This is a genomic window from Rhodococcus sp. NPDC059969 (assembly GCF_042738325.1).
Lineage (GTDB): Bacteria > Actinomycetota > Actinomycetes > Mycobacteriales > Mycobacteriaceae > Rhodococcus_F.
The window spans coordinates 1,003,271-1,028,659 of sequence record NZ_JBHWUF010000001.1 but is presented as its reverse complement, the minus strand read 5'-3'; the positions used below and the strand labels follow the sequence as shown (position 1 = coordinate 1,028,659).

Sequence of the window (25,389 nt, the reverse complement as noted above, 5' to 3'; positions counted from 1 at the left end):
TCCAGTTATCAGAGACCGCCGATGCCCTTGCCGATGAGAACGACGCCGATGACCAGGATCAGCACGCTCATCACGGTGGCATTGTTGTCCTGCAACCACACCTTCAGCTTCGCCAACGGACTGCGCAGCCGCTCCGCGGCAACGAGATAGCCGATCACGGGTACGCATACCGTGGAGGCGGCGATGATCGTGAAGACCACAACAGCGACAATCACTTCTCCGGATCCAAGCGAGGCGGATCCGATCGAGATTCCGGCCGCGATACACATCATGAGATTCTTCGGATTGATCGCGGCCAGAGCGAAGCCCAAGCCCAGGCCCTTGGCAGCAGTCATGTCGTCGATGGCTTGCATCCACTTCGGGGTTTCGTGCTCACCTCCGCGGCCGCGCCATTGCTTGGCTCCGAACGCAAGTAGCAGCACACCCAACGCCAGCTTGATCCACGACACCGTCGCTGACGGATCGCCCTCGGAGTCGCCGAGCTTGCTGGACAGGAGCACGAAGATCACAGTGGCGACGATGATTCCGAGTATCCAGCCCAAGGCGAATCCGACGCTGGTACTGCCGGCACGCTTGGACAACAACATCAAGATTGCCGCGATGATCGGGATCGGCGATACCGCAACGCCGACCGCGAGGGGTAACAGATCCCCGATGACAGATCCCATGCCGACCTCTTCTCTCTCCCGGTCGACACTAGGGGTGACGGCTCTGTGGAGCCTCACACAAAAGGGATGAACGGAACCGCGACGACTTTCACCCGTTGGGGATGACGCCTCGGAAGCGTGCGGGAGTAAGACTGGATCTCACGGATGCGGAGTCCTGGATCGGGCAGCGACGCCGATTACATTTGACGACACGTGATTTCGAGGCTCGGAGCGGTGCCGTCCCGGACCTCATGGCCCTACGAAATGGAGCGGACACTGATGAATGCTCCCACTCGGTATCAATTCCTCATCGACGGCGAAGTGTCGGACCGTGTCAAGGCTGCGTTTCCCGAACTCAGCGTTGCCAGTGCGGCCGGTGGATTCACCAGTTTGTACGGACCCGTCGCGGACCACACTGCTATGCGAAGCATCATGGCCCGTCTCGATTCCCTCGGCTTGACCGTCGCCGAAATGCGTCGGCTCCCAGACTGATCCGAGCCGCCATCCGACGGATTGCCCGCGCACGAGCGATGGTCCCGACCGAGTCGATTCGGTCGGGACCAACTGCTCTCGAGTTGTTCCGCGCCTAGACTCTGTCTCCATCCCAGGTCGCGACGGCCCAGATCACCACGACATCGAGCGCGATGACCAGGATCGACCACAGTGGGTAATACGGCATCCACAAGAAGTTGGCGATGATCGAGAGCGACGCAATGACGATTGCCGCCGCCCTGGCCCACACTGCACCGGTGAAGAGGCCGAGGGCCACCAAGATTCCGATGATGCCCAAGATGATGTGGATCCAACCCCACGTCGTGATGTCGAACTTGTACGTGTAGTTGATACCCACGACAAACAGATTGTTGTCGGCGACGGCCGCGATGCCCTGAAGCAGAGCGACAATGCCTGCGGTGAGCAGCAGAATTGCTGCTGCAAACGTCGTACCGACCGCGAAACCCTGCCGGACAGGGTGATTCGCGGGTTCCCGCGGTGGAGCAGTCATCAGCGTTCCTTTCGACAGAATGCACTTCCCCTACTCAGTCTCGAGGGGCTGGAAAGCGAAAACATCACCCGTCGCGGATGAACCGCAGGTCACCGCCCCGTACCCGCTTGTGGGCGTCGCAAACCAGACCTGACACCCTTTTCCTCGACTGAACACAGGCTGTGGCGTACTTGTAAGGGTGTTCACTCAACTGAATCTGTGCTCGCTCAGCAGCAGTCGCACTGGTCATCGCTCTCCGACACGTTTCCGAAATTCAGCCGAGCAACGGGCCGCGCACATTAAGAACCGTGCAGAAGCCGACACCCCTTTCATCGAGTGAGCACCCTCTCTGGCGCCCTGCAGAGAGTGCTCACTCGATAAAACCAGTGCCTACTCAGCAGCAGTCGCACTGGTCATCGCTCTCGGGCACAGCCACAACCCGGCAGCACGGATCGCCCTTCCACGCGTTGATGCCTTCTTTCACCGCGATGACGGCGATGACCAGTGCCGCAATCGGATCCGCCCACGACCAGCCGAGCAGCGAGTTGAGCAGCAAACCGACAAGCAACACCGCCGAGAGGTAAGTGCAAAGCAGCGTCTGCTTCGAGTCCGCGACCGCCGAGAGCGAACCCAACTCCCGACCGGCTCGGCGCTGCGCATAGGACAGGGCCGGCATGATCGCCAAACTCACTGCAGCCAAGACTATTCCGACAGTTGTGTGCTGCGCTTCGCCCAGACCGAACAGTGACCGGATCGCGTCGAACGACACATACGCAGCGAGCCCGAAGAACGAGAAGGCAATCACTCGCAGTGCCGTCTTCTCACGACTCGCCGGATCCGGAGCCGAAAACTGCCAGGCGACCGCTGCCGCCGAGGACACTTCGATCACCGAATCAAGACCGAACCCGAACAGGGCCGCGGAAGACACTCGCGTCCCCTCCGTCAACGCAATGATCGCCTCGACGACGTTGTAGCTGATCGTGATCGCCACAAAGATGCGAATTCTTCTCGACAAGAGCGCTCGTCGGGCAGCCGACTGACCGACGTGATCGAGCGGCGCAACCATCAGCAGCACCCCTCTACTTCGCTGTCCGGGCAGTACGACGGATCCACCGCGAGAACGACCCCGAGCAGGTCGTCGAGAGCCTGACCGATATGTGCGTCGGCGAGTTCGTATCTGGTCCGGCGTCCTTCGGGGACAGCCACGACCAAGCCGCAGCCACGCAGACAGGCCAGATGGTTGGACAGCTTTTGCCTGGTCACAGCCAATGTTTCGGCGAGGTCGGACGGATTCCGGGGCGAGGTCTTCAGCTCGAGCAGTATCCGTGTTCGAGTCTCGTCGGACAGAGCATGCCCAAACCTCGCAAGCACCGCCACGTTGGTCTCCACATTCATGCCCTCGACATCCATGCGAACGACAGTACATCGAAATCTGTATTCAGAAAACAGTGAACTTCAATGGTTCAAGATTTAGTCATCGGGTACCGCAAGCCTGGAACGCTCGACCAGACTTCGACCAGCGGGAGCCCGCATCAGATGAACCGCACAAAAATCGACGATCACATAGCGATGCCAGAACTTCCGACCACCGGCAGCATCTTTCATGCCTCCTGGCCGGTGCGAACAGGGGACATTCACACCGACAAAAGCCTGCGCCTCGACGCGATCGCGCGATACCTCCAAGACGCGGGCTTCGACAATCTTGTCGACCGCGGCGCCATGGAGACCCATCCACTGTGGATGGTGCGGAGGACGGTGATCGACGTACTCGAACCCGTCGTCTGGCCGGATCGAGTTCACTTGCAGCGCTGGTGTTCCGGGCTGTCGAGCAAGTGGTGTTCGATGCGGGTTCGCATCAGGTCCGATGCAGGTGGGTTGATCGAAACCGAGGCGTTCTGGATCAACATCGACCCGAAGACGGGAATGCCCGCAACCATCAGTGAAAAGTTCACTGCCGCGCTGGCGTCGACCGCAATCGACCAGCATCTCCATTGGCGTCGGTGGATCGACCCGGCCCCTGACGCGACGCCGTCAACGGATACGCCATTCCCATTGCGCTCGAGCGATTTCGACCCCTTCGATCACGTGAACAATGCGATCTACTGGCAGCCTGTGGAAGACGCGCTGACCGACGACCTGAGGCGCGGACCCTTTCGGGCGATCCTCGAGTACACGCAGCCCATCAAAAGAGGTGAGCAGGTGACTGCGCGAGGGGGCACGAGCACCCTGCACATCGACGCCGGCGGTGAAGCGCGTGCGTCGGCGCGGTGGTTCGCCTTGACTCCGAAGAGCAGCGATCAGGGGTGAAGTTTTCCGAATCCCACAACGGCAGAGTCGGATTGCCAGTCCAGATCGTGCACCCTCACCTTGCCGAACTCGTTGCCGCCAACCGTGATCGCTGTATCGCCGTCCACTGCCACCACGATGTTGGTGTGCTGACCGACCCATCTCGAACTGTCGTAGATCACCACATCACCCACGTTCGGGGTGTATCCGCTGCCGTTCTCGGCGTATGCGCCGATCCCCTGGTAGTACTCCTGCAAGGTGTACACCCCCGGGATGCGCCAGCTGCCGGAGTTCGGGTTCGACAACTGCCGACCCGCTTCCCTCATGATCCAGCTGACAAAATCGGCGCACCACTCTTCGTCGATACCGTCGGAATAGAAGGTGCCCGGACGATCCTGCTCGTGCTCGGATCGGAGTAGTTCGAGCACACGAGCCTGGTCCGAAGTCACCGAACTGGCGTCGACCGTCGGGAACTCGGCGGTATCCCAGGGCAGATATCGCGATGGCGCGACCACGACGGCCACCGCACCAACCACGATGACGACGCCGAGCACTCCGGCAATCCAGAGCAAGATACGGCGGCGACGATTGGGTTCGGCAGGACTCACCCTTACGAGTGTGCCAGTCAGCCGAGAATCAAAGCGCCAACCATCTCCATGACCTGGCACTTCTCACCAAACCCACACGAATGTGCCATCAAACTATTGCTATGGCACCAAAGTGATGCCATAGTGATGCCATGGACTTGACACCGTACGTCGACAACCTTCGCCACGAACTCGCGGTGGCAGCCGAAGCAGGAGGAGACGACGCAAAGGCACTCGCCGATCGTTTGACCGCACCGCTGGAATCAGCAGTGCGACTCACCCTTCTCGACGCATTGTCTGCGGCAGCTGCCGAGATCACGCGTGACCTCGCCCCGGGTTCGGTGGACCTGCGCCTGCGGGGACGCGAACCCGAATTCGTGGTGGCACCGGCCATCAGTGAACCGGCTCCAGCCCCCATCGAAGAGGAACCGACTCCGGCACCGCGTCCTGTCACGGAGTCCGACGACGCCTCGATGACTCGAATCAACCTGCGTCTGGGGCAAGACCTCAAAGACCGGATCGAGGCGGCGGCCCGGGAAGCCGGGATCTCCGTCAACGCGTGGCTGGTTCGCTCGGCTGCAACGGCTCTGGAAGGCGGCATGAACAGAAGCATTCCGAGACAGCGCACGTCCCAAGGTTCCGAAAGCTTCACCGGCTGGGTGCACTGACACCGGCGCACTTTTTCGCACCACCCTCTTTCACCAACCGAGACAACCTCATCGGGAGTATCACCATGCCTACATTCAGCACACCTGACCCCATCACCTTGACCTTCGACGTGGCAGTCGGGCACATCCGGATCGCTGCGAGCGACCGCAACGACACTGTCGTGGAAGTGCTGCCCAACAACTCGTCTCGCGAGGTCGACGTTCGAGTCGCCGAACAAACGCGCGTCGAATTCGCCGGTGGCCGGCTGCAGATCAAGACTCCGAAGCAGCGCGGCCTCGGCATTTTCGGGAAGACAGGATCTGTCGACATCTCCGTTCAACTTCCGTCCGCCTCGGAACTCGAAGGCACTGCCGCAGTTGCCAGCCTCCGCGCCGACGGCACTCTCGGACGATCACGCGTGAAGGTCTCGGCCGGCGATTGCACACTGGACACCACGGGATCGCTCAACGTCAGCACCGGGGCCGGCGCGATCACCGTCGAGCATGTAGCCGGTGACATCGACACGAGCACCGGGTCCGGAAGCATCCGCATCGGCCGCGTCGACGGCAACGCGGAGGTCAAGAATTCCAACGGCGACATCAACATCGGCACGATCACAGGCGCGCTGAAGGCAAAGACCGCCAACGGCAGTGTCGCCGTGGAGCACGCCGAGTCCGACGCAACGGCCGCAACCGCCAACGGCGACATACGTTTCGAGACCATCGAGAGCGGAGTCGTATCTGCAAAGACGGCTGCCGGGCGAATCCATATCGGCGTTCGATCCGGAACCGCCGCGCGATTCGACGCTCATACGTCCTTCGGTCGCGTCGACAACCAGATGAATGCCACGCACGGACCGGCTTCGACCGAACGCCGAGTAGACGTCCGGGCGCACACCAGCTACGGCGACATCGTCATTCGACGTTCGGAGCCTCGAGAAGAATCCAACAAGAAGATCTAGCGAAAGGAACGCTGATGTCCCGTAAACCAGCCATCACCGCGACGGGCCTGAAGAAGGCCTACGACGACAAGACGGTACTGGACGGAATCGACATCTCCGTCGACCGCGGAACCGTCTTTGCGCTCCTCGGTCCCAACGGCGCCGGCAAGACCACCATCGTGGAAATTCTCTCGACCCTCGTTCCGGCAGACGGCGGCGACATCCGCATCGCCGGGTACAACCCTTCCGACGATCCCGACGCGGTGCGTTCGCGCATCGGCGTCACCGGGCAGTTCTCGGCGGTCGACGACTATCTGTCCGGTGAGGAAAACCTTCTCCTCATGGCCGACCTACATCATCTCGGTAAAGACGAACGCCGAACTCGCACTGACGAACTCCTGAAGAAGTTCGATCTGGTCGACTCCGCAGACAAGCTGGCCTCGAGCTACTCGGGCGGAATGCGCCGACGGCTCGACCTGGCAATGACGTTGATCGGACGGCCGGAGATCATCTTCCTGGACGAACCCACCACCGGTCTCGACCCCCGGAGTCGACGCACCATGTGGCAGATCATCCGGGAGTTGGTCAAGGACGGTGTCACCATCTTCCTCACGACGCAGTACCTCGAAGAAGCTGATCAACTGGCCGACCACATCGCCGTCCTCGACCAGGGACGGATAGTCGCCCAAGGTACGGCGGCGGAACTCAAGCGGCACATCCCCGGCGGCCACATTCGACTCCATTTCTTCGACCGAGATCAGCTCGATTCTGCTGCAGCTGTTTTTGACGAATCATCGCGTGACGATGCCGCCTATGTCCTCCAGGTCCCCAGCGACGGGGGTGTCCGCTCGCTGCGTTCTCTTCTCGACCAACTCGACGCCCACTCGATCGACGTCAAGGAACTCTCCGTGCACACACCGGACCTGGACGACGTGTTCCTGACTCTGACCGCCACCGAAAGGACCGACGCGCGATGACCACCATGACGCTTGCCTATCAGGACTCGAAAACCATGCTGCGTCGCAGTATTCGACACATTCTTCGATATCCGTCGATGACGGTGATGCTTGTCGGGATGCCAGTCGTCTTCCTGCTGCTGTTCGTCTACGTGCTCGGTGGGACGCTCGGTAACGGCCTCGGCCCCGGCGGAGGCGGCCGAGCCGAGTACGTCAATTACGTTGCACCGGCGATCATTCTGATGACCGTGGCATCAGCGGCACAAGGTACTGCCATCTCCGTCGCAACCGATATGACCGCGGGGATCATTGCACGATTCCGCACGATGGCGATCACGCGCACGTCCGTCCTGACCGGCCATGTTCTCGGCAGTCTCCTTCAGACGATTGTGAGTCTGGTTGTTGTCATCGCCGTGGCGATCGCCGTCGGTTTCCGGCCTACTGCAGGCTTCGTGGAGTGGGCCGCGGCGTTTGCACTCCTCATCCTGGTCTCCATCGCCATGATCTGGTTGTCGGTTGCCTTCGGCCTCGTCAGCAAGAGCGTCGAGACGGCCAGCAATCTCCCGATGGTGTTGATTCTCTTACCTTTCCTGGGAAGTGGATTTGTCCCCACCGACTCGATGCCGACCGTGTTGCGATGGTTCGCCGAGTATCAACCGTTCACTCCGATCATCGAGACGCTTCGAGGACTGCTTCTCGGCGAAGCCATCGGGAACAACGCACTACTCGCGATCGGATGGTGCGTCGCCATCACCTTCCTCTCCTACCTCTGGGCACGCAGTTTGTTCAACCGACGCCCGGTGCGCTGACCTCGAAACACACGATCTTCGAGAACAGGTACGGTGTCGCTGTCGTCGAGTTCCGAGGCGATGGCGACGTCGTGTGGAAACCCCATGACGATCAACTCGCGTCCGGAGGCACAGTCCCGCAGGCGGTCCTCGTATGAATCCGACACCGCCGCCCACGCATCCGCCGCCATCCGCGCCTCGGGCGATCTGTGGCCCTTCCAACCAGCAGCGGTCAGCGCCGTCACAACCGCACCGGCACCCCACAAATCCTCCACCGCCGGGCGCAACTCTCCACCGGGCCACTTCTCCCCGGATGCGACGATCGCCACTCGCGATCCCGGACCATGTTCGTGCACAATCCAATCCGCGACGGCGGACGCGTTCCTCAACGAAGCGCCGACACACACCGCAACCTCGGACGCCAACGCAAACGCGATAGTCGACCCGTTCGGCGACGGCAGTACCAGCCGACTTGGCACCTCGGTCTCGCGAATCGTCCTGGGAGACAAGCTGATCTGCCCGGCAGTGGCCACACTTCGCCGCACTGCCAGAACCGCACCGGCATCACGCGCGTAGTCGAACGCACTCTCGTCGTACCAGGAATAGGGAAGCACGTCGATTCCCGCGTCGGCGGCGACGCTCAGCGTGGTCGTGAACGAGAGGACGTCGACCACGACCGCTATATCGACGCCCGCCGCGATCGCCTCGGCGCCGCGCAGGCCCCAGTCGAATCGAAGTCCGTACTCGAGTTGGCGGTGCTCCTGATTCATGTGGGCAAGTCTCTCAGAAAGTAAGCAGCTTCTCCGGCACGCGTAAATCCTCGTGCTCGTACATTGCTCGCACGGCAGCGGAATCGTCGGCGGCGCACACGGCGGCGAGGTCGTCGAGCAGTGCGTCGTACTCCTCTCCTGTCTTTCCGTCGTAGGCATCGGTCATGCGGCCCCACTCGTCCCACGGCAGAGTTTCGACTTTGTTCACCGCGGCAAGATCTTTCACAGCATTGCCGCGGATCTCGGCTGCTCCCCAGTTCTGGGTTCCGTACACCCCGAACTGGGACGCGTCGATCTCGCCGCGTCGATACGCCAGCCACGCCTCGCCACCACTGAGGAATTCTCCCGGCTGCAGATCATGGGCGTGAGGAAGGACGTTCTGTCCGAGGATCTCGGAATCGATGCGGATCCACCGCTTGCCCGCGTCGTCCCAGTACTCGGTGATCCAGTGGTCCACGCCCTGTCCCGGTTGAAAGTAGGTGGCAAAACCACAACGGACCCGGGCGGCAAAACCGCGGTAGCGCAGAAACGCACAACTCAAAACTGCAAAGTGCCGACAGGTTCCGACGACCCGCTTGTCGGGTTCCCGGGCGGCGGTCACCGGTGCCGGATCGAGCGCAAGCAGGCGTTGGAGCAGAACGCTTACCGGCCGGATCTGGTTTTCGTCGAATCGGTCGGCAGGCAGATTCAGCGACTGAGCATCGGCGGGTTGGACCACCAGGTACGGCACTACCCGGCATATTTTCACGGGGTCGGTGGAGATCGACTCGAGGGCGAGCAGGTCCACCTTGTCGATGCGGGTGAACGGTCCTGCTGATGTGTAGTCGAGAACCGCCGTCATTGGCGGAGGTTAACAAACACTGCCGACACAGCCACTCCACTATGGTTAGGGTCCCATAACCATGAAACCCGAGGTTGCCGTGAACCCTATGTTGAGTCGCCGTGCCATGCTGTCCGTCACCTTCGCCACGGCAGCAGGTTTCGCCCTTGCTGCCTGCGGCGACAGTGCAAAAGACGAATCCACTCCCGGCACCGAAGGTGGTCACGCCGAGGCGAATGCCTTCCCGGTGACCATCGACCACAAGTTCGGCTCCACCACCATCGGGCAAGCTCCCAGCCGCATCGCAGCGGTCGGCATCGGCGACGCAGACGTACTGCTCTCCCTCGGACTGACTCCCGTCCTGGTCCCGGTGTGGAAGGGATCGACCGACGACGGAATCGGCGTCTGGGCCGACTCGGCCGCCCAGGGCGCCGAGCCGACGCCATTGGCCAACGCCACCACCGATTTCGACATCGAAACGATCGTCGCCGCATCGCCTGACCTGATCATCGCCGTCAACAACGCGATCGACGAGGATCTGTACAAGCAGCTCAGCGCCATCGCGCCGACAGTGCTGCACGCCGCCGATCAGACGGATTGGGTTCTGCCCTGGCAAGAGGTCACGACCCGCATCGGCACCGCTGTCGGCGTACCCGCGCAGGCGAAGCAGGAGGTCCGGGAAGTGGAGGACCTCATCGTCCGTACCCGCACGGAAAACCCCCAGTTCGAGGGCAAGACAGCAGCTCTCGTCATTCGCTGGAGTGACGGAAATCTTCGAGCGTTCAGCCCCGAGGCAGCCCGCGCTCAGCTGCTCACGCAACTGGGGTTCACGGCGCCTGCCGCACTGAAGGATCGGTTCGCGGGCAAGCTGAACTACGAGATCTCCGCGGAGAACTACGACCTTCTCGAGTGCGACTACCTGCTCTTCGACAACTACGAGAAGGCTCGTCCCGAGATGGAGTCGCAGCCGGCGTTCACCAATCTGAACGTGGTCAAGACCGGCGGCCTGATCAGCTTGGACCCCATCGTCAGCGACGCGGTGTCCATGCCGAACCCGCTCACCATTCCGTTTGTGCTGGAAGATTTCGTAGCAAAGATCAATCAGACGATCGCGGGTCGATAACCTTCGTTCGGCCGGACCACACCCACAACACCACAGCCGACACGGCCACGCAGAGCGCAACCATCACCCACGGTGACGCCGGCGCTGCGTGGCCGTTGTCGACGAGGTCGTACACGAATCCGACTCCCACCGTTCCCAGGAGCGCGAGCAGACCGCCGATCGTGTTGAGCATGCCGAAGTGCGCTCCGAGGTTGCTTTCACGACCGAGAATCGCGATGGTGTCTCGCATCGGCGGCACCATCAACATCTGTCCCAGGTGCAGCAGGCCGATCCACACCGCCAGACCAACTATCTGCGTCGACGCCGAAGCTGCGGCGCTGACGCCGGTGACCAGCGGAACCAGGAACGACACCGAAATGAGTACAAGCCCGAAGGTGATCGCGCGCCGATGCCCGATGCGGTGGGCCACCGCGACCGTCGGTCCCTGCCCGACGATCACCAACACCGCCGCGCCCACGTAGAACCATCCCAGCGCCGCCTGCGAACCGACTCCGCGCTCGAGCTGTTCCGGAAGCATCAGGTACAGCTGGCTGTACGCAACCAGCTGAAAACTGCAGAGCGTCGCGAAGAGCAGAAAGTTGTTGTTGGTCAGGACGCTTCGCCAGACGTCGCGCAGCGTATAGGTCGACACCGGGCCGTCGTGTGCATCGCCCGGTCGGGGGAACCAGATGAAGAACCCGACCCACATGATCGCGAAGAGCAACGCGGCGCTCGACGCCGTCCACGAGAACGGAAACATCAGGAGAGCAGCTCCCAGCGCGGGACCGATCACGGTTCCCAGGCGGCTGCACATCTGTTCCACTGCAAACAAATCGGTACGGCGCATAACTCCGGCGGACTCGAGTTCGCGTCCGTATTCCGCGTTGGCCGACTCCACTGCGGGTGCGAAGAGCGCGGCAGCGAAGCCGACCAGGAGCACGCCGACGATCACGGCGGTCATGCTTTCGGCCAGACCGAGCATCAGGAAACCGACCACACGAACGGCTATGCCCAGGAGGATGATCGGACGCTTGCCGAACCTGTCGGCGAGGCTTCCACCGATGAAGAACATGCCCTGCTGACTGAACATCCGAAGCCCGAGGACCAGGCCGACAATCCAGGCCGCAAATCCGAGGTCCTCCGAAAGGTGCACCGCCAGAAAGGGGACAACCAGATAGAACCCGATGTTGAACAGCACCATCGAGAGGAGGAGCAACTTCACCACCGGCGGCAGGACACGAACCTTCGCGAAGGTCTTGTTACCGGGGAAACGCTCACTGAGTACCACGATCAGAAGACTATTGCCCGCACGGCGTTCTGCGGAAATTTGCCATTTTGCAATTGGTTAACTGTCCGTTTAGGTAGCGATGGTAATCATCTTCCGGGGGTTCGAGCACACGACAACGAGAGCCGGGATTTGATGAATGGATTGACGCGCCGCCAGATGGTCAAGGCGATGGCGGTAGCCGCGGGCACAGTCACCGCGAGCGCATTTACATTGGGTGCCAATACCTCCGTCGCGGGGGCGAACCCCGCACAGGAGATCAAAGTGCTCTCCCTCAATACCTGGCACGGCGGAACCAAGATCAACGGTGGCCTGCAGCTGATCGCCGACATGATCATCTCGACACAGGCGTCGATAGTTCTCCTGTCGGAAGCCGGCACTGCGACAACTGTATTGGCCGACATGCTGACCAAATCAGGAACCACCTTCTACGGAGCAGCGTCCTCCGACGTGGGGATTCTCTCCAAGTTTCCGATCGAGGAAACAGCCGACCTGAACTCGATGATCAAGGCAGTCGTGACGGTCGACGGCAAACAAATCGCTGCTTACTCGGCACATCTGGCCTACACGTCCTACGCGACGTATCTACCGCGCGGATACGGCGCGGGCGTTCCCAAGCCTGGAGAGTTCTCCGAGTTCGGCTGGAACAAGATGCCGTCCGGTCCGGTCACGGACCCCGAGACGGTTCAGCGTGTGAACGTCAATTCGGGACGACCCAAGGCAATTTCGACGTTCATCGACGATGCGGCCAAAGAACGGGCCCAGGGAAGATCCGTCATCCTCGGAGGCGATTTCAACGAACCGTCGGCCCTGGATTGGACCGACGGCACGCGAAATCTGTTCGACCACAACGGTGTCGTCATTCCTTGGGAATCCACTCGTCTGCTCGACCAAGCCGGATTCGTCGACGCTTACCGCAGTAAGTATCCGAACCCGGCCACACACCCGGGCTTCACCTGGCCGTCCGACAATCCCGACGTCGACACCTCACAGCTCACCTGGGCACCCGAGGCGGACGAACGCGATCGGATCGACTACATCTTCGCCGACCGCGCTTCCGATCTGAAGCTGGGATCTGTCGGAATCATCGGTCCGCGAAAGACGATCGTGCACAACAAAAGAGTGGAAGAGAACTCCCAAGACAACTTCATCGCTTCGCCGACGCCGTGGCCGACCGATCACAAGGCCGTTCTTGCGACGTATCGTTTTGCCAGCTTCGGCGGCGGATCATCGACCGGTTCGTGGAGCGGTTCCTGACAGGGCATCTCGTAGCCAGTCGATCATCATCGGCGTCAACTCGGGCAGCTTGGTCACTGCGCAGTGCCCCGCATCCGGGATGACGTGTACCTGCGTGTTCGGACGCTCCTCGAAGAGAGTGGTGTCCGAGAGCGGAATGTGAACGTCGTCGGCCCCGTTGACCACAAGCATCGGGGTCCGGCCGTCGTCTGTGGTCATCAAGGCACTGCGATCGAAGGCGCGAAGACCCTGTACCAGTGCCTCTTTGGTTGCCGGTGCATCGAAACCCAGTGCGTTTCCGACGATGTCACCCATGCCGTAGACCAGGCGTTCCGCGTTCGCGGTCTCGAATGCACCCTTGACCGGGGCGCCGATGTTGATCACCGCATCGACGGCGCCGGTCAGCCCCGACCGCACGGCGAAGTTGCCACCGAAAGAGACACCCAGGTGCGCCACCTGGCCATTGCCGAGAGTGCGAGCCGTCGCCACCAATCCGTCGATCACCTCGTCACCGAATGCATCGAGAGGAACCGGTGATTCACCAGTTCCAGGCTGATCGAAGGCAACAACAGTCACGCCGGCGTTCTTCGCGAATGCACTGACCAACGGATGCATGTCCATCTTCCAGCCGTCGACGCCACCGCTGAACAACAGGACGGGTGCGTCTTCGTACCTTCCGTCCGCAGAGAGAATGTGTACCGGTAGCTCGATCTCGCCGGATCGGTAAGGCAGGGACAGGATTCGACGCTCGAACTCGAGCCCGAATCCTGGTGCTGCCTTGACGTATTCGTCCACCTGATTCTGCAGGGCCCGGCGCCGCGAATCGTTGGCCAACACTGGGAACTTGGCAATTCCGTAGATCATCGCCGCGAGTGAATGATTGCCCTCGGCGGAATACTTTGCCGCCAGCACAGACCACTCGTACGACCAACCACCCGGAGCGTCGGCCCAGGTCGAGTCGATGGACGCGCGCAATTCCTCGAGATCCGAGACGGGGAGCCCGAAGCTCAGGAACTGACCTGTTCGCTCTTCGAAGAGGCCTCGGTGATCGACAGGAAATTCGTATGACATGGGAAAACACCCCTCAATTCATCTCTAATGCAACGATCAGTTGCATTAGCTCAGTGAACCACGTGACTGGAACTAACACAACGCCTTGTTGCGATAAGGTTGGCCCATGACCTCGACACCACAGCGGCCCGGAGGGCGTAGCGCCAGGGTGCGCGAGGCCGTCCTGGCAGCCACCGCGGCCGAATTGTCCGAACGCGGATTCGCTGCGATGACCATCGAGGACATAGCCACCCGTTCCGGAGTCCACAAGACCACGATCTACCGGCGGTGGAGCACGCTCGCCCAATTGGTGGCCGACACTGCCGTCGAGGTGTCGGCAACCACCGTTCCCATCCCGGATACCGGTTCCATCGAATCCGACCTACGCGAGATGGCCAGATCGATAGTCGCACTGGTGACCAGCGAGTCGGGCGGCGCATTGGTGGCTGCACTGTTCTCGGACGCCGTCCGCACGCCCGAGGTGGCGACACTCAAGCGCGAGTTCTATTCCGCACGTTACGAACTGGCAGACATCGTAGTCCGCAGGGCGGTCGAACGCGGGGAGATCTCCGAGAAGGTCTCAGCCGCTGATCTTCTGGCGGCCGTCGCCGCCCCCATCTACTATCGCCTGCTGGTCGCCGATCTACCCGTCGACCAGTTGGTTGCCGATCGTGCTGCTGCCGGCGCGCTCGCCGCGGCCCGCGCCGGGGCACTCGATCAGACCGAATGAGCCAGTGAATTCAGAGCTTCCACGATTGCCTCGTTGAATCCGCCACCGCCATGCCCGGCGTCATCTAGCACCACCAACTGACTACCCGGCCACCGCTGGTGGATCGCCCAGGCAGTATCCAGTGGACCGGAAATGTCATACCGTCCGTGCACGAGAATCGCGGGAATCTCAGCGAGACGGTCCATTCCGTCCAATATCTGATTCGGCGCCAGGAAGCAGTCGTTACCCCAGTAGTGCGTGACCAGCCTGGTCATCACGCGGCGGAAGTCCGGATTCTGGTATCGAACACTCGGAGTCCACCCCGGCATCAGCGACACGTGCACGTCTTCCCAACGGCACCACTGCAACGCAGCATTCTCCCGCACAACAGGATCCGGATCAGCGAGCAGTCGCGCGTATGCAGCGGGGAGGTTTCCGTCACGCTCGTCCACCGGCAGCGGCGCGACGAACTCTTCCCACTCGCGCGGAAATACTCTGCCCATAGCTCGGGTGATCCACTCGATTTCGACCCTCGTCCCGCCAGTGATCGCGCCCAAGGCCATCGCGATCACCCGCTCGGGAAACGCCTGGGCGTACACCAGACCCAAACTGACGCCCCAGGAAAGTCCCGTGACGATCCATCGCTCGATACCGAGATGCTCACGAAGACGCTCGATATCGTCGAGGATGTGCGCCGTGGTGTTCACGGTCAGATCGACGTCCGGACTGCTCGCAAGCGGAAGACTGCGCCCACAGCCCCGCTGATCGAACAGAACTGCGCGGAAGGCTTCGGGATCGAAGAAGCGCCTGGCACCGACGGTGCATCCCGAACCTGGACCGCCGTGGAGATAGAGAACAGGAATACCCGTCGGATTCCCGACGGTCTCCCAGTAGAGGCTCTGACCATCCGCCACTTCCAACAGACCGGACTCGTACGGTTCGACAGGCGGGTACAGGACAGCACTCATAGGCGGTGATTCTTCCATCAAGCCCCGTACTCGAGTAGGCAGCACGCAGCCGGGCAATGGCCTAGCGTGGACAGGACACCTCTGCGACGGGAGTACACCAGATGCGTGACGGGTTCAGGTTGCCGGGGTACGGCGGCGCCGCGGTCTTCCTTCGCAGTCATGCGGTTCCCGCCACTGTCTTCGAATCCGACGTGCCCACACTTGTTTTCGACGTCGGACTGCTCAGCCCCGATCGGTTCAATCAGTACCTCAGCCGGCACACGGACGAGGGGTTTGTCGAACGACTGGCGGCGTTCTTCTTTCACGCGGCCGCAGACTTCCATCCCGAGAATTCGCTCCCGTCGTTCACCGACGAACGACTCGGGCTGATGATCTCGGTCTGTTCCAGCACTGATCGAGAGGTGGAACTCGACTTCTCACTGGCCGAGGATCCCGAATCGGAGGACACCGAACGCGACGAGATGACTTTCGAGACAAGCCGAGTCGTCCTCGCGACCTCGGCGCAGACGGTTTCTCGATTGACCGGTGGAGTAACCACCCACTTCGACGGGGAGTTGTAGAGACATGGGTTTTCTCTTCGAGGTACTCGATTTTCCTGAAGGCAGTCGGATGACCGATCTGTGGAACAACACATGGGCCGAGCCGGCAATGGGCGAGGAGATTGCGTCCGGTCACTTCATTCATCTGGGCGACGATCAGCACGTCGACGTGGAGACCGATTTTCTCAGTAGCCACCTACCGTTCAACGTGGCAGGCTTCGGCGGAGTCTTTCCCGACGGCAAACCCTGGATGTTCGTCATGCAGAAGGCGCCGGCCGATCTCGCGACCAGGCTTCGCGGCGAGGACGATCCACACTCACTTTTGCGCGGATCACTCGACCGCGCCATGTCTTTCAACCCTGATGCACTGGTAGCCGAGGAATTGTCCTGGAGACACGCCGATCTGGTGAAGGTCTACGAGGAAGAGGGGATCCCTGCGGTATCCGTTGCCGGTTGGTCGGCTGCAGATCTCCTGCGTGGCCTCTTGGCACAGTGTTGCAACGTCGAACTTGCCACCGTCGTCGCCGGATACCCGGAGTGCGCCTACCCCCAATCGGCGCATGCGTGCGAAGCGGACGTCTTCTCCGACGTGTTCGCCGGTTGGGTCAGCGGACTGCGGTGATGTGACGGAGGAGACTCCACCCCACCCACATTTCGGAGTAGACTCATTTATGAGCGTGATCCAAAATGAAGCGAGGTGAGCGGGATGACGAAGCCGGACCAGGAGTTGGGCCGTCGCGAACGCAACAAGCTCGAGAAGCAGACACGCATCTTCGACGCCGCGGCCGAACTGTTCGCGGAAAAGGGCTACAGCGCGGTCACAACTCAAGAAATCGCCGACCGCGCCGATGTAGCCGGCGGAACACTCTTTCGTTACGCCGCAAGCAAAGCCGAGTTACTTCTCATGGTGTACAACGCGGAGTACCGCAAGCAGATCGAACTGGGAGAAGAGCGTGAGGCCAAGTCGACGGGCACAGAAGACCGTGTGCTCGAGCTTGTTTCACCCCTGCTGATCGCAAGTCGCCGAAACGACGAGAACACCGGCATCTACCAACGCGAAGTGCTGTTCGGCGAGCCCAGCGAATGTTTCCGGGCCGAAGGCCTCGAACTCTCGCAACGCCTGCAAACGCGGATTGCACAAATCCTGCACGAGGGTCACCCCCACCACTCCACCCGAACCACCACTGCAGCGCGAACGATTTCCAACGTGCTGCACTTCGAAATAGCCCGCGCGGCATTGGACCGGATCACGGCAGACGAGCTCACGAACATCGTTGCCGCACAGGTCCGATTGACCCTTGCCGGACTACCCACCTAAAAGGATTGAGGATCGAAAATGACTGAACTGAAGCAGATCACCGTTCTGGGTACCGGAGTTCTCGGCTCGCAGATCGCCTATCAGACCGCCTACCACGGCTTCGACGTCGTCGCGTACGACATCAATGCGGAGGTCATCGAGAAGGCCAAGACTCGGTTCGATTCGTTGGCCGCGGCCTACAAGGCCGAGAACGTCGAGGGCGCCAAGGACGGCAAGGCCGACGAAGCGCTGCAACGGATTACGTACTCGTACGATCTCGCCGAAGCCGTCGCCAAGGCCGATCTGATCATCGAGGCAATTCCCGAGGACATCGCCATCAAGCGCGACACCTACGAGAAGCTCGCCACAGTAGCCCCTGAGCACACCGTGTTCGCAACCAACTCCTCGACGCTTCTTCCGAGCGACCTCAAGGAGTTCACCGGCCGCCCCGAGAAGTTCCTCGCACTGCACTTCGCAAATCACGTGTGGGTCAACAACACTGCCGAGGTCATGGGCACCGAGTCCACCGACCCCGCCGTGTACCGCGAGGTCGTCGAGTTCGCGAAGAACATCGGCATGGTGCCGATCGAACTCAAGAAGGAGAAGGCGGGCTACGTACTCAACTCGCTCCTGGTCCCGCTCCTCAACGCGGCCTCCGACTTGCTGATCGACGGCATCGCTGATCCCGACATGGTCGACAAGACCTGGCGCATCGGCACCGGAGCCCCGTTCGGCCCCTTCCAGATCATGGATGTCGTCGGGTTGACCACCGTCTACAACATCTCCTCCCAGGGCGGCGAGAAGCAGCGCGAATTCGCCGACTACATCAAGAAGAACTACATCGACGAAGGCAAGCTCGGCGTTGCTGTCGGCGAGGGCTTCTACAACTACAAGGGCTGACCGACTGCAGGGCTGACCGACTTACCGGCTCACCGCGCGGTGGCTACGACGTGAATTCACGTGGTAGCCACCGCGCGGACGTCTGTTGTCAGTAAGTCCGAAACCACCCTGAGCGATTGTGACGCAAGCTTCTTCACGTGCGAACCCATTCTCAGGAGAGATCCCCACATGCGTCGTTCCGTCATCTCGGCACTCACAACACTGGCACTGCTCGGTGCCGGAACACTGGCCGGCACACCCGCCGTCGCCGCTCCCCTCGCGTGTGGCGGCATCTCCACCGGTTCGTTCTCAGGTTCCGCCGGTGGCTCGGAGTACCTGTGCGCCAAGGAAGGTGATCTCCTGGACGTGCGCATCGGCGACGTTCACGCGACGCAACCTTCCCTCGGCTACGACGAGGTGTACTACAAGCTCGGGCGATACACGCTCGGAAAAGACACGATCAACAAGAAGTTCGACGACTGGTGTGAGGCGAACGGCCAGATCCAGGCCGCGACCGCCACTGCGGCGTCGACGCTGAAGGACCCGTCGTCCTTCACCTGCCAGCTCCCGGTCGGTCAGGAAACCGCCGAGAGCATCGCACCCATGAAGACCGTGGTCGTCGGCCCCCGCGGCGATCTCTACCTGACCGACGGCCACCACACCCTCACGTCCTTCATCGAGACGGCAGACGGGGGTCCCGACCTTCACGTGCGACTTCGAGTTCTCGGCAACCTCAGCGGCCTGAGTGAAGGTGCCTTCTGGACCGAGATGGAGAAGAACAAGTGGGTCTGGTCGCGTGACGTCGACGGAAACCAGGTGCCGGTCCAGTCCCTGCCGAAGAGCGTCGGCCTGGCGAACTTCGCCGACGACAAGTACCGCAGCTTGATGTACTTCTCCCGCGACATCGGATTTGCCGCAGGCTCGATCCCCTTCCAGGAGTTCTACTGGGGTGCGTGGGTCCGCGACACCGCGCCCGTCGACCTCACCAACTGGAATCGCGACGATCTCTCCAGCTACCTGAGCACCGTGAAGTCGGTGACCAAAGCACAGACTGCGTTGACGGGCGATGCCGTCGTCGACAGCGGATTCACGGCCACCGATCTTGGCGTCCTGTCGGCCTGGAACGACGGCAAAGCCGAGTCCAAGGGAGAGTTCGCAAAGCTGTCGAAGCCGTACACCGACGACAAGCCGGGCAAGATCGCTTACGCACTTGCCTACAAAGCAACCCTCTGACCTGCTCGGATCCAAGTCACACCCAACAGACTTGACTAAGGTAAGCCTCTACTCAGTAGTCTGATCCCATTCGGGTGCCGCTTCATCGAAGCAGCGACGCCCTGCCCTGACGGAATACATGCCGTCGTATCTGCCCGGTCGAACAATCTCCGGGCAACCAGGACAGGGAGAAGGTTGCTGCAGTGAGCGCGTCCATCGTCGGTTTGTACGACCCCGCAGATGACAAGAGCAGTTGCGGGGTCGGGTTCATCACGCGCAAGGACGGCGTGCAGACCCACGATGTCCTGATCAAGGGCAGCGAAGCTCTTTGCTCGGTTCCGCACCGCGGCGGTATGTCCTCCGAGGGCGTCGGCGACGGCGGCGGCGTCTCGGTGGACCTCTCCCTCCGGTTCTTCCGCAAGGTCACCGGGCGCTCCGACCTACGTGCCGGACGCTTCTGCGTCGGCAACTTCTTCCTTCCCGACGACGACGCTCAGCATGCTCGCGCAGCCGCACTGGTGGAACGCGAACTACTCGACCGAGGCTTCACCACCCTCGCAGTGCGCGACGTTCCGGTCGACAACTCGGCGATTCGGCCGGCCGCGATCGCACATCAGCTTCCGATCCGGCAGTGGATCTTCGAGGTCCCCACTCCGCGTCCCGAACCTGCCGTCGTCGATCGCCTCGTGCACGAAGCTCTGCTCGCCATCGAAGCCATCGCGTACAACACGCCTGCGCTGCGCGGGTTGTACCCACTCTCGCTCAGCGCGAGAACTCAGGTTCTCAAGGGCCGCTTGAACTCCGACGAAGTGATCCCGTACTTCCGCGACCTGGTCGACCCCGATCACGCGGTGCACACGATGTACTTCCACACGCGATTTTCGACCAACACGGACCCGCATCCCACGATGGCGCAGCCGTTCCGCTTCATGGCTCACAACGGAGAACTGAACACCGACAAGAAGAATCGGCTCTCCGAAGCTGCAGTCGCCAGCGCAAAACGACGTGCGATCGTTCGTCCGCCCGGCCAGTCCGACAGTTGCCGACTCGATCAGACTCTGGAAGCTCGCGTCATCGAGGACAGCGTCGACCTGGTGACGGCTGTGGTCTCGATGATGCCGCCGGCCTGGGAGAACGACACCACCCTCTCCCCCGCAGTGCGGGCGATGTTCGAGTACTTCTCGCTGTACGAGGAGAAGAACGACGGACCGGCAGCGCTGGTGTTCGGCGACGGCACCATCATCGGTGCGCGCCTGGATCGCCTCGGTCTGCGTCCACTGCGCACGATCGAGACACACGACTACGTATGCGCATTCTCCGAAGCCGGTCAGATCGCATTCCCACCCGAGACGGTGATCCACCGTGGCCGCGTCGAAGCCGGCGGAATGCTCTACTTCGATCATCGAGATCGCCATACCTACACCGCTCGTGAAGCTCTGGAGAAGATTGCCGCGCAGCGTGACTACCAGTCGCTGCTCGCGCACTCGCGAATCCTGATCGAAGACATTCCCGCCGTACCTGCGGAGAAGGTGAGCTCTCCGACGCGCTACAACGGCACTTTCGAGGTTCATCAGCGTTACATGGCGTACTCCCTGGATCAGGAGAGTTTCAAATTCCTGATGGATCCGATGCTCACGCACGGAGCCGAGAAGGTATCGGCCATGGGGTACGGCAACGCCATCAACGCGTTCAGCGACCGTGAAGGCGGTGTGGCACGGTACTTCTCGCAACGATTCGCCCAGGTCACCAACCCTCCGCTGGACAGCATCCGTGAGGCGGACGGCATGACTCTCCGGGTCGCATTGGGAGCGAAGATGACGGCCGGACAAGGCAAGCAGATCGTCATCTCGTCACCGATCCTCGGGCATCTGGACATGCTCAAGATCCGCGAGCAGAACCACACGCCGCACCGCCGTTTCGAAATGCTCTACCCCGCCGAGGGTGACGCGCAGGTGATGGTCGACGCGATGACCGCACTCGGCGACGCAGTTGCGGCTTTCGCGGCCGAGCAGGGCGGAATCGCAGTCCTGACCGACCGCCACGTATCTCACGAGCGTGCAGCACTTCCCGCGATCATGGTCGTCGGAGCACTGAACCAGCGCCTCATCGACGCAGGCCTGCGATTGCGTGTCTCGCTCATCGTAGAGAGCGGCCAGATCGAGTCTTCGCACCACGTTGCGGCTGCACTCGGATTCGGCGCTTCCGCCGTCTACCCGCTCTCCGTTCAGTTACGGGCTGAGGAGAAGTTCGCGGCCGACCCGGATGCCGCGTTCCGGCGCTTCGCGAAAGCTGCCGAAAAATCCCTCATGAAGACGATGGGACGCGTCGGCCTGTGCACCGTCGAGAGCTACATCGGCGGCGAATTCTTCGAACCCAACTTCCTCGATACGTCCGACCCTGTTCTGCGCCAGTGGTTCCCCAACATGAAGTCACCGGTGGGCGGCGTCGGATTCGAGACGGTTGCGGTGACCTCGAAGCAGTGGCACGAGCGTGCGAGTGAAGTCGGGGGTGAGAAGGACCTACCACTGCTCGGCCTGTTCAAGGAGCGTGCAGACGGCGCAGGGCATTCGTTCGGTACCACCGCGGTCCGCAAGTACGTCGAGCTCACCGAGGAGAAGATCGCGTTCGACAGCCCCTCGGGAACAGAACAATTCGAGGCTCTGCGTCTCCTTCCCCTCGGACGGCTCGACGACGCCTTCCGCCTCGACGCCGGGGCATACCGGGCGACGAGCTTCGACCGGCTGACCACCGAGCAGATCGACGACTTCGACATCACCGCCGGGTACCGGGACTTTTCCACTGTGATGGCTGCGGAACGATCGCGTCGTCCCGCCGCGTTGCGCGATGTCATCTCCGTGCCCGGTGATGTCACGTTTGCGGTGACGACAGCCGAGTTCACCGACCAGATCAGTCGATTCTCGGTGCGCGGCAATAAGACGATCGTGATGCGCGGAATCCAGTGCGAATCCGACGCAGACGACCGGTACACGCTTGGCCTGGACGGTCCCCTGGCCGACGACGCCGCTCGGGTGGTAGCACTCGGCGATGCTCTCTCCGCCGCCTTTGCCGACGACGTCACCATCGAAGCCACCGCGCCGGATCTGGTGCTGAAGGCAACCGGGGTTGCGGCAGAGTTCCTGTCCAAGCTGAGGGTCGCACCGGCAGGCGTGCCACTCTCCGAAGTACAGAGTGCCAGCGACATCACCCCGAAGTTGGCGTCGGGAGCCATGAGTCACGGCGCTCTCAATGCTCCGGCACACGAAGCCGTCGCACATGGCACGAACATGGTCGGCGCGATGTCCAACAGCGGCGAGGGCGGTGAACACCTGTCTCGTTACAACACGATTCGAGCTTCGCGTATCAAGCAGTTTGCGTCCGGTCGCTTCGGAATCTGGGCGGGATACCTCGCCGACCCCATGCTCGAAGAGATCGAGATCAAACTCGGCCAGGGTGCAAAACCCGGTGAGGGCGGCCAGCTTCCCGCCGCCAAGGTCACCGTCGACATCGCAGCGGCCCGCGGCGGAACGCCCGGCGTAGAACTGGTTTCTCCACCGCCCCACCATGACACGTACTCCATCGAGGACCTCGCTCAGCTCATCCACGACTGCAAAGCAGCGCGGATCCGAGTGATCGTGAAGTTGGTGTCCTCGGAAGGAATCGGCACCATCGCCGTCGGCGTTGCCAAGGCCGGCGCGGACGTCATCAATGTCGCCGGAAACACCGGTGGCACCGGTGCTGCCTCGGTCACGAGCCTCAAGTACGCGGGCCGTGCGGCGGAGGTCGGTATCGCCGAGGTCCATCAAGCTCTGTGCGCCAACGGCCTTCGCCAGAAGGTTGTTCTGCGATGCTCAGGCGCGCATCAGACCGGTAGCGACATCATCACCTCTGCACTACTCGGCGCGGACAGCTTCGAGTTCGGTACGTCGGCGCTGATGATGATGGGCTGCGTCATGGCCAAGAACTGCAACATCAAGTGCCCGGCAGGACTGACCACCAACCCGGAACTGTTCGACGGCGATCCCCGCGCCATGGCGCAGTACCTACTCAACATCGCCCACGAAACTCGGGAACTGTTGGCAAATCTGGGAATGCGATCCCTTCAGGAAGCGCGAGGCCGAACCGACCTCCTGCATCTGATCGATCACCCCTCGATCGTCGGAAATCTGAACCTGGACGCGATGTTAGCGTCGGCGCCGGACATCACTATCGCCAATCCCGTGTACCTCGAGCGTGAGTACGCGCTCGACGAAAAGATCATGGGCGAGGTTCGCGCGGTGCTCTTCGACCGCGGCGAGGCCTCGGTCACCGTGTCCGGAACCGAATTCGCCGAAGGTGCACTGCACCTGGGTAACCGGAACAAGAGTGTCGGCGGGCAATTGGCGGTCGACCTCGAACGTGAACTCAACTACGGAGCGGCCGGACTTCTCGCTCCGGGAGTACTCACCGACGAGCGCGGGCGACGGTATCTGGCTCCAGGCAGCGTGCGCGTCCTGACGACTGGATCTGCGGGCCTCTCGTTCGGCGCATTCTGCAATGACGGCATGCACCTGGAGCACACCGGGACGTGCAACGACGGTGTGGGAAAGAGCATGAGCGGCGGAGTGATTGCCGTGCGCAGCCCAGGCGGCGGCTCCAGTGACGCCGGCGGCAACGTGTTGATCGGCAACTTCGCGCTCTTCGGCGCCACCGGTGGACGAGTGTTCGTCGAAGGTGAAGCAGGCGATCGCTTTGCGGTCCGCAATTCTGGCGCCAGTGCTGTCGTCGAAGGTGTCGGCGACTTCGCCGGCGAATACATGACAAACGGTGCTGTCGTGAATCTCGGCGAGTTCGGCAAAGGCGTCGGCAACGGCATGAGTGGCGGGTTCTTCTATCAGTACGACCCTCGCGGCGAACTGGCACTGCGAGCAAGTACCGATTCCGTACTACTGGGTTCGATCACCGCTGCGACCGACCCTCTTGCCGCCGTCCACAACCACGCAGTGCAACTCTTGCTCGAACTGCATGTGGAGGCAACGGGATCCGCGCTCGGAACCCGGCTGCTCGAGAACTGGGAAGTCGAACAGCACTCGTTTGTCTACGCGATGCCCAAGGCGCTGATGCTCTACCAGGACAGCGACGCCATCCTGGCTGCCAAAACGCACAAGGAACTTCTCGAAGAATTGGCGTCCGCCATCGCAGCACGTCAGGTTCGCACGTTCAAACTCGCTGTGCGCGACGGGCGCCCTGCACTGGGCGGTGCGGTCCCCGGCTACGGCGAGACCGATACTGCGACGATGTATGCGCTGCTCAGTGAGTACACCGTGCTTCACTTTGCGCAACAACTCGCCGCCGCCCGCACGCCGGGCGCGTCCGGACCCGACGATCCGACGCTGCAGAAAGCTGCCCGCAACCTGGTGCTGACCGAGGACTTTGCACTCGTCCAGCACCTGGTCAAGTACTCGAAAGAGATTCTGGCCGGCTACGACGACGAACAATTGGCAGCGCTGATTGCAGCCAAGCGGGTCGACGACTACAAGCAGGCGTTGAGTCTGCGCAACGTGCTGGCGATGGACAGCCCAGCGACGTACGGGTGGATTCTGTTTCAAGACAACAAGAACCGGGACAAGCTCGGATCGCTGCCGAACTTCGACGAGTTGTTCGCCTCGCGTGCGATCCCCGACCTGGTCTCCTGACCTCATCCCCCCGAAC

At 61.7% G+C, this 25,389-nt stretch carries 25 protein-coding genes; 15 read left to right on the top strand and 10 right to left on the bottom strand.

Annotated elements, in window-relative coordinates:
* Positions 1-8: 8 nt before the first annotated feature.
* On the bottom strand, positions 9-668 hold the full coding sequence (locus ACFWAD_RS04660; protein ID WP_378447568.1) for a GAP family protein: 660 nt from the start codon (positions 666-668) through the stop codon (positions 9-11).
* Between the two features lie 258 nt (positions 669-926).
* Between ACFWAD_RS04660 and ACFWAD_RS04655 the strand changes: the two genes are divergently transcribed.
* Positions 927-1,139: a hypothetical protein gene (locus ACFWAD_RS04655; RefSeq protein ID WP_003943015.1), complete on the top strand. Its 213-nt coding sequence runs from the start codon at positions 927-929 to the stop codon at positions 1,137-1,139.
* Positions 1,140-1,233: 94 nt separating this feature from the next.
* Here the strand turns inward: ACFWAD_RS04655 and ACFWAD_RS04650 are convergent, their stop codons facing one another.
* From ACFWAD_RS04650 to ACFWAD_RS04640, 3 genes are all read right to left on the bottom strand, one after another.
* Positions 1,234-1,650, bottom strand: coding sequence for a hypothetical protein (locus ACFWAD_RS04650; RefSeq protein WP_378530586.1), 417 nt, complete (start codon positions 1,648-1,650; stop codon positions 1,234-1,236).
* 373 nt (positions 1,651-2,023) lie between these two features.
* Complete coding sequence (locus ACFWAD_RS04645) at positions 2,024-2,695, bottom strand: cation transporter (RefSeq protein WP_378541735.1); 672 nt, start codon at positions 2,693-2,695, stop codon at positions 2,024-2,026.
* Positions 2,695-3,039, bottom strand: a complete 345-nt coding sequence (locus ACFWAD_RS04640; RefSeq protein ID WP_378541733.1) for an ArsR/SmtB family transcription factor — start codon at positions 3,037-3,039, stop codon at positions 2,695-2,697. Before ACFWAD_RS04640 ends, ACFWAD_RS04645 begins: the two co-directional genes overlap by 1 nt.
* Before the next feature lie 48 nt (positions 3,040-3,087).
* Between ACFWAD_RS04640 and ACFWAD_RS04635 the strand changes: the two genes are divergently transcribed.
* Positions 3,088-3,936, top strand: a complete 849-nt coding sequence (locus ACFWAD_RS04635) for an acyl-[acyl-carrier-protein] thioesterase (RefSeq protein ID WP_378541731.1) — start codon at positions 3,088-3,090, stop codon at positions 3,934-3,936.
* Here ACFWAD_RS04635 and ACFWAD_RS04630 read toward each other — a convergent pair.
* On the bottom strand, positions 3,927-4,523 hold the full coding sequence (locus ACFWAD_RS04630; RefSeq protein ID WP_378530578.1) for a CHAP domain-containing protein: 597 nt from the start codon (positions 4,521-4,523) through the stop codon (positions 3,927-3,929). The two genes, ACFWAD_RS04635 and ACFWAD_RS04630, sit on opposite strands and share 10 nt — an antisense overlap.
* Positions 4,524-4,654: 131 nt before the next feature.
* Between ACFWAD_RS04630 and ACFWAD_RS04625 the strand changes: the two genes are divergently transcribed.
* The 4 genes from ACFWAD_RS04625 (at position 4,655) to ACFWAD_RS04610 (ending at position 7,855) form a co-directional block, all read left to right on the top strand.
* Complete coding sequence (locus ACFWAD_RS04625; RefSeq protein WP_378530576.1) at positions 4,655-5,170, top strand: toxin-antitoxin system HicB family antitoxin; 516 nt, start codon at positions 4,655-4,657, stop codon at positions 5,168-5,170.
* A gap of 65 nt (positions 5,171-5,235) precedes the next feature.
* On the top strand, positions 5,236-6,111 hold the full coding sequence (locus ACFWAD_RS04620) for a DUF4097 domain-containing protein (protein WP_378541729.1): 876 nt from the start codon (positions 5,236-5,238) through the stop codon (positions 6,109-6,111).
* A 14-nt stretch (positions 6,112-6,125) separates the two neighbouring features.
* On the top strand, positions 6,126-7,067 hold the full coding sequence (locus tag ACFWAD_RS04615; RefSeq protein ID WP_378541727.1) for an ATP-binding cassette domain-containing protein: 942 nt from the start codon (positions 6,126-6,128) through the stop codon (positions 7,065-7,067).
* On the top strand, positions 7,064-7,855 hold the full coding sequence (locus tag ACFWAD_RS04610) for an ABC transporter permease (RefSeq protein ID WP_378541725.1): 792 nt from the start codon (positions 7,064-7,066) through the stop codon (positions 7,853-7,855). Before ACFWAD_RS04615 ends, ACFWAD_RS04610 begins: the two co-directional genes overlap by 4 nt.
* Here the strand turns inward: ACFWAD_RS04610 and ACFWAD_RS04605 are convergent.
* Positions 7,810-8,604 (bottom strand): 2-phosphosulfolactate phosphatase, encoded by a 795-nt coding sequence (locus tag ACFWAD_RS04605; protein ID WP_378541723.1) that lies wholly within the window; start codon positions 8,602-8,604, stop codon positions 7,810-7,812. The genes ACFWAD_RS04610 and ACFWAD_RS04605 overlap by 46 nt on opposite strands.
* Before the next feature lie 13 nt (positions 8,605-8,617).
* Entirely contained in the window at positions 8,618-9,445 is an 828-nt protein-coding gene (locus tag ACFWAD_RS04600) for a transglutaminase domain-containing protein (RefSeq protein ID WP_378541722.1), read from the bottom strand.
* 88 nt (positions 9,446-9,533) lie between these two features.
* On the opposite strand from ACFWAD_RS04600, the gene ACFWAD_RS04595 reads away from it, so the two are divergent.
* Positions 9,534-10,547, top strand: coding sequence for an ABC transporter substrate-binding protein (locus ACFWAD_RS04595; RefSeq protein ID WP_378541720.1), 1,014 nt, complete (start codon positions 9,534-9,536; stop codon positions 10,545-10,547).
* On the opposite strand, the gene ACFWAD_RS04590 is transcribed toward ACFWAD_RS04595, so the two are convergent.
* Positions 10,522-11,814 carry an MFS transporter gene (locus ACFWAD_RS04590; protein ID WP_378541718.1) on the bottom strand — a complete coding sequence of 431 codons (1,293 nt, stop codon included), beginning with the start codon at positions 11,812-11,814 and terminating at the stop codon, positions 10,522-10,524. The genes ACFWAD_RS04595 and ACFWAD_RS04590 overlap by 26 nt on opposite strands.
* A gap of 132 nt (positions 11,815-11,946) precedes the next feature.
* Between ACFWAD_RS04590 and ACFWAD_RS04585 the strand changes: the two genes are divergently transcribed.
* Entirely contained in the window at positions 11,947-13,068 is a 1,122-nt protein-coding gene (locus ACFWAD_RS04585; RefSeq protein WP_378530564.1) for an endonuclease/exonuclease/phosphatase family protein, read from the top strand.
* On the opposite strand, the gene ACFWAD_RS04580 is transcribed toward ACFWAD_RS04585, so the two are convergent.
* The gene (locus ACFWAD_RS04580) at positions 13,039-14,118 is read right to left on the bottom strand and encodes an alpha/beta fold hydrolase (protein ID WP_378541716.1); all 1,080 of its coding nucleotides are present in this window, start codon (positions 14,116-14,118) and stop codon (positions 13,039-13,041) included. The genes ACFWAD_RS04585 and ACFWAD_RS04580 overlap by 30 nt on opposite strands.
* Positions 14,119-14,224: 106 nt before the next feature.
* Here ACFWAD_RS04580 and ACFWAD_RS04575 point away from each other — a divergent pair, with 106 nt between their 5' ends.
* Positions 14,225-14,827 carry a TetR/AcrR family transcriptional regulator gene (locus ACFWAD_RS04575; protein WP_378541714.1) on the top strand — a complete coding sequence of 201 codons (603 nt, stop codon included), beginning with the start codon at positions 14,225-14,227 and terminating at the stop codon, positions 14,825-14,827.
* On the opposite strand, the gene pip is transcribed toward ACFWAD_RS04575, so the two are convergent.
* Entirely contained in the window at positions 14,815-15,774 is a 960-nt protein-coding gene (gene pip, locus ACFWAD_RS04570; protein ID WP_378447586.1) for a prolyl aminopeptidase, read from the bottom strand. The genes ACFWAD_RS04575 and pip overlap by 13 nt on opposite strands.
* Positions 15,775-15,875: 101 nt before the next feature.
* Between pip and ACFWAD_RS04565 the strand changes: the two genes are divergently transcribed.
* The 6 genes from ACFWAD_RS04565 to ACFWAD_RS04540 all read left to right on the top strand — a co-directional run bounded on the left by ACFWAD_RS04565 (position 15,876) and on the right by ACFWAD_RS04540 (position 25,373).
* Positions 15,876-16,334, top strand: a complete 459-nt coding sequence (locus tag ACFWAD_RS04565; RefSeq protein WP_058038394.1) for a hypothetical protein — start codon at positions 15,876-15,878, stop codon at positions 16,332-16,334.
* Positions 16,335-16,338: 4 nt separating this feature from the next.
* Positions 16,339-16,935: a hypothetical protein gene (locus ACFWAD_RS04560; RefSeq protein ID WP_378530556.1), complete on the top strand. Its 597-nt coding sequence runs from the start codon at positions 16,339-16,341 to the stop codon at positions 16,933-16,935.
* An 84-nt stretch (positions 16,936-17,019) separates the two neighbouring features.
* Positions 17,020-17,631 (top strand): TetR/AcrR family transcriptional regulator, encoded by a 612-nt coding sequence (locus ACFWAD_RS04555; RefSeq protein ID WP_378541712.1) that lies wholly within the window; start codon positions 17,020-17,022, stop codon positions 17,629-17,631.
* An 18-nt stretch (positions 17,632-17,649) separates the two neighbouring features.
* Positions 17,650-18,510, top strand: coding sequence for a 3-hydroxyacyl-CoA dehydrogenase (locus tag ACFWAD_RS04550; RefSeq protein ID WP_378530552.1), 861 nt, complete (start codon positions 17,650-17,652; stop codon positions 18,508-18,510).
* Positions 18,511-18,678: 168 nt separating this feature from the next.
* The gene (locus ACFWAD_RS04545) at positions 18,679-19,722 is read left to right on the top strand and encodes a ParB/Srx family N-terminal domain-containing protein (RefSeq protein ID WP_378541708.1); all 1,044 of its coding nucleotides are present in this window, start codon (positions 18,679-18,681) and stop codon (positions 19,720-19,722) included.
* A 182-nt stretch (positions 19,723-19,904) separates the two neighbouring features.
* Positions 19,905-25,373 carry a glutamate synthase-related protein gene (locus ACFWAD_RS04540; RefSeq protein ID WP_378541706.1) on the top strand — a complete coding sequence of 1,823 codons (5,469 nt, stop codon included), beginning with the start codon at positions 19,905-19,907 and terminating at the stop codon, positions 25,371-25,373.
* The last annotated feature ends 16 nt before the right edge of the window (positions 25,374-25,389 follow it).

Bases quoted from the DNA above. Each gene is read 5' to 3' on its own strand.
- ACFWAD_RS04660 (WP_378447568.1), bottom strand. From the start codon at position 668: ATGGGATCTGTCATCGGGGATCTGTTACCCCTCGCGGTCGGCGTTGCG.
- ACFWAD_RS04655 (WP_003943015.1), top strand. From the start codon at position 927: ATGAATGCTCCCACTCGGTATCAATTCCTCATCGACGGCGAAGTGTCG.
- ACFWAD_RS04650 (WP_378530586.1), bottom strand. From the start codon at position 1,650: ATGACTGCTCCACCGCGGGAACCCGCGAATCACCCTGTCCGGCAGGGT.
- ACFWAD_RS04645 (WP_378541735.1), bottom strand. From the start codon at position 2,695: ATGGTTGCGCCGCTCGATCACGTCGGTCAGTCGGCTGCCCGACGAGCG.
- ACFWAD_RS04640 (WP_378541733.1), bottom strand. From the start codon at position 3,039: ATGGATGTCGAGGGCATGAATGTGGAGACCAACGTGGCGGTGCTTGCG.
- ACFWAD_RS04635 (WP_378541731.1), top strand. From the start codon at position 3,088: ATGGTTCAAGATTTAGTCATCGGGTACCGCAAGCCTGGAACGCTCGAC.
- ACFWAD_RS04625 (WP_378530576.1), top strand. From the start codon at position 4,655: ATGGACTTGACACCGTACGTCGACAACCTTCGCCACGAACTCGCGGTG.
- ACFWAD_RS04620 (WP_378541729.1), top strand. From the start codon at position 5,236: ATGCCTACATTCAGCACACCTGACCCCATCACCTTGACCTTCGACGTG.
- ACFWAD_RS04615 (WP_378541727.1), top strand. From the start codon at position 6,126: ATGTCCCGTAAACCAGCCATCACCGCGACGGGCCTGAAGAAGGCCTAC.
- ACFWAD_RS04610 (WP_378541725.1), top strand. From the start codon at position 7,064: ATGACCACCATGACGCTTGCCTATCAGGACTCGAAAACCATGCTGCGT.
- ACFWAD_RS04605 (WP_378541723.1), bottom strand. From the start codon at position 8,604: ATGAATCAGGAGCACCGCCAACTCGAGTACGGACTTCGATTCGACTGG.
- ACFWAD_RS04600 (WP_378541722.1), bottom strand. From the start codon at position 9,445: ATGACGGCGGTTCTCGACTACACATCAGCAGGACCGTTCACCCGCATC.
- ACFWAD_RS04595 (WP_378541720.1), top strand. From the start codon at position 9,534: ATGTTGAGTCGCCGTGCCATGCTGTCCGTCACCTTCGCCACGGCAGCA.
- ACFWAD_RS04585 (WP_378530564.1), top strand. From the start codon at position 11,947: ATGAATGGATTGACGCGCCGCCAGATGGTCAAGGCGATGGCGGTAGCC.
- ACFWAD_RS04580 (WP_378541716.1), bottom strand. From the start codon at position 14,118: ATGTCATACGAATTTCCTGTCGATCACCGAGGCCTCTTCGAAGAGCGA.
- ACFWAD_RS04575 (WP_378541714.1), top strand. From the start codon at position 14,225: ATGACCTCGACACCACAGCGGCCCGGAGGGCGTAGCGCCAGGGTGCGC.
- pip (WP_378447586.1), bottom strand. From the start codon at position 15,774: ATGAGTGCTGTCCTGTACCCGCCTGTCGAACCGTACGAGTCCGGTCTG.
- ACFWAD_RS04565 (WP_058038394.1), top strand. From the start codon at position 15,876: ATGCGTGACGGGTTCAGGTTGCCGGGGTACGGCGGCGCCGCGGTCTTC.
- ACFWAD_RS04560 (WP_378530556.1), top strand. From the start codon at position 16,339: ATGGGTTTTCTCTTCGAGGTACTCGATTTTCCTGAAGGCAGTCGGATG.
- ACFWAD_RS04555 (WP_378541712.1), top strand. From the start codon at position 17,020: ATGACGAAGCCGGACCAGGAGTTGGGCCGTCGCGAACGCAACAAGCTC.
- ACFWAD_RS04550 (WP_378530552.1), top strand. From the start codon at position 17,650: ATGACTGAACTGAAGCAGATCACCGTTCTGGGTACCGGAGTTCTCGGC.
- ACFWAD_RS04545 (WP_378541708.1), top strand. From the start codon at position 18,679: ATGCGTCGTTCCGTCATCTCGGCACTCACAACACTGGCACTGCTCGGT.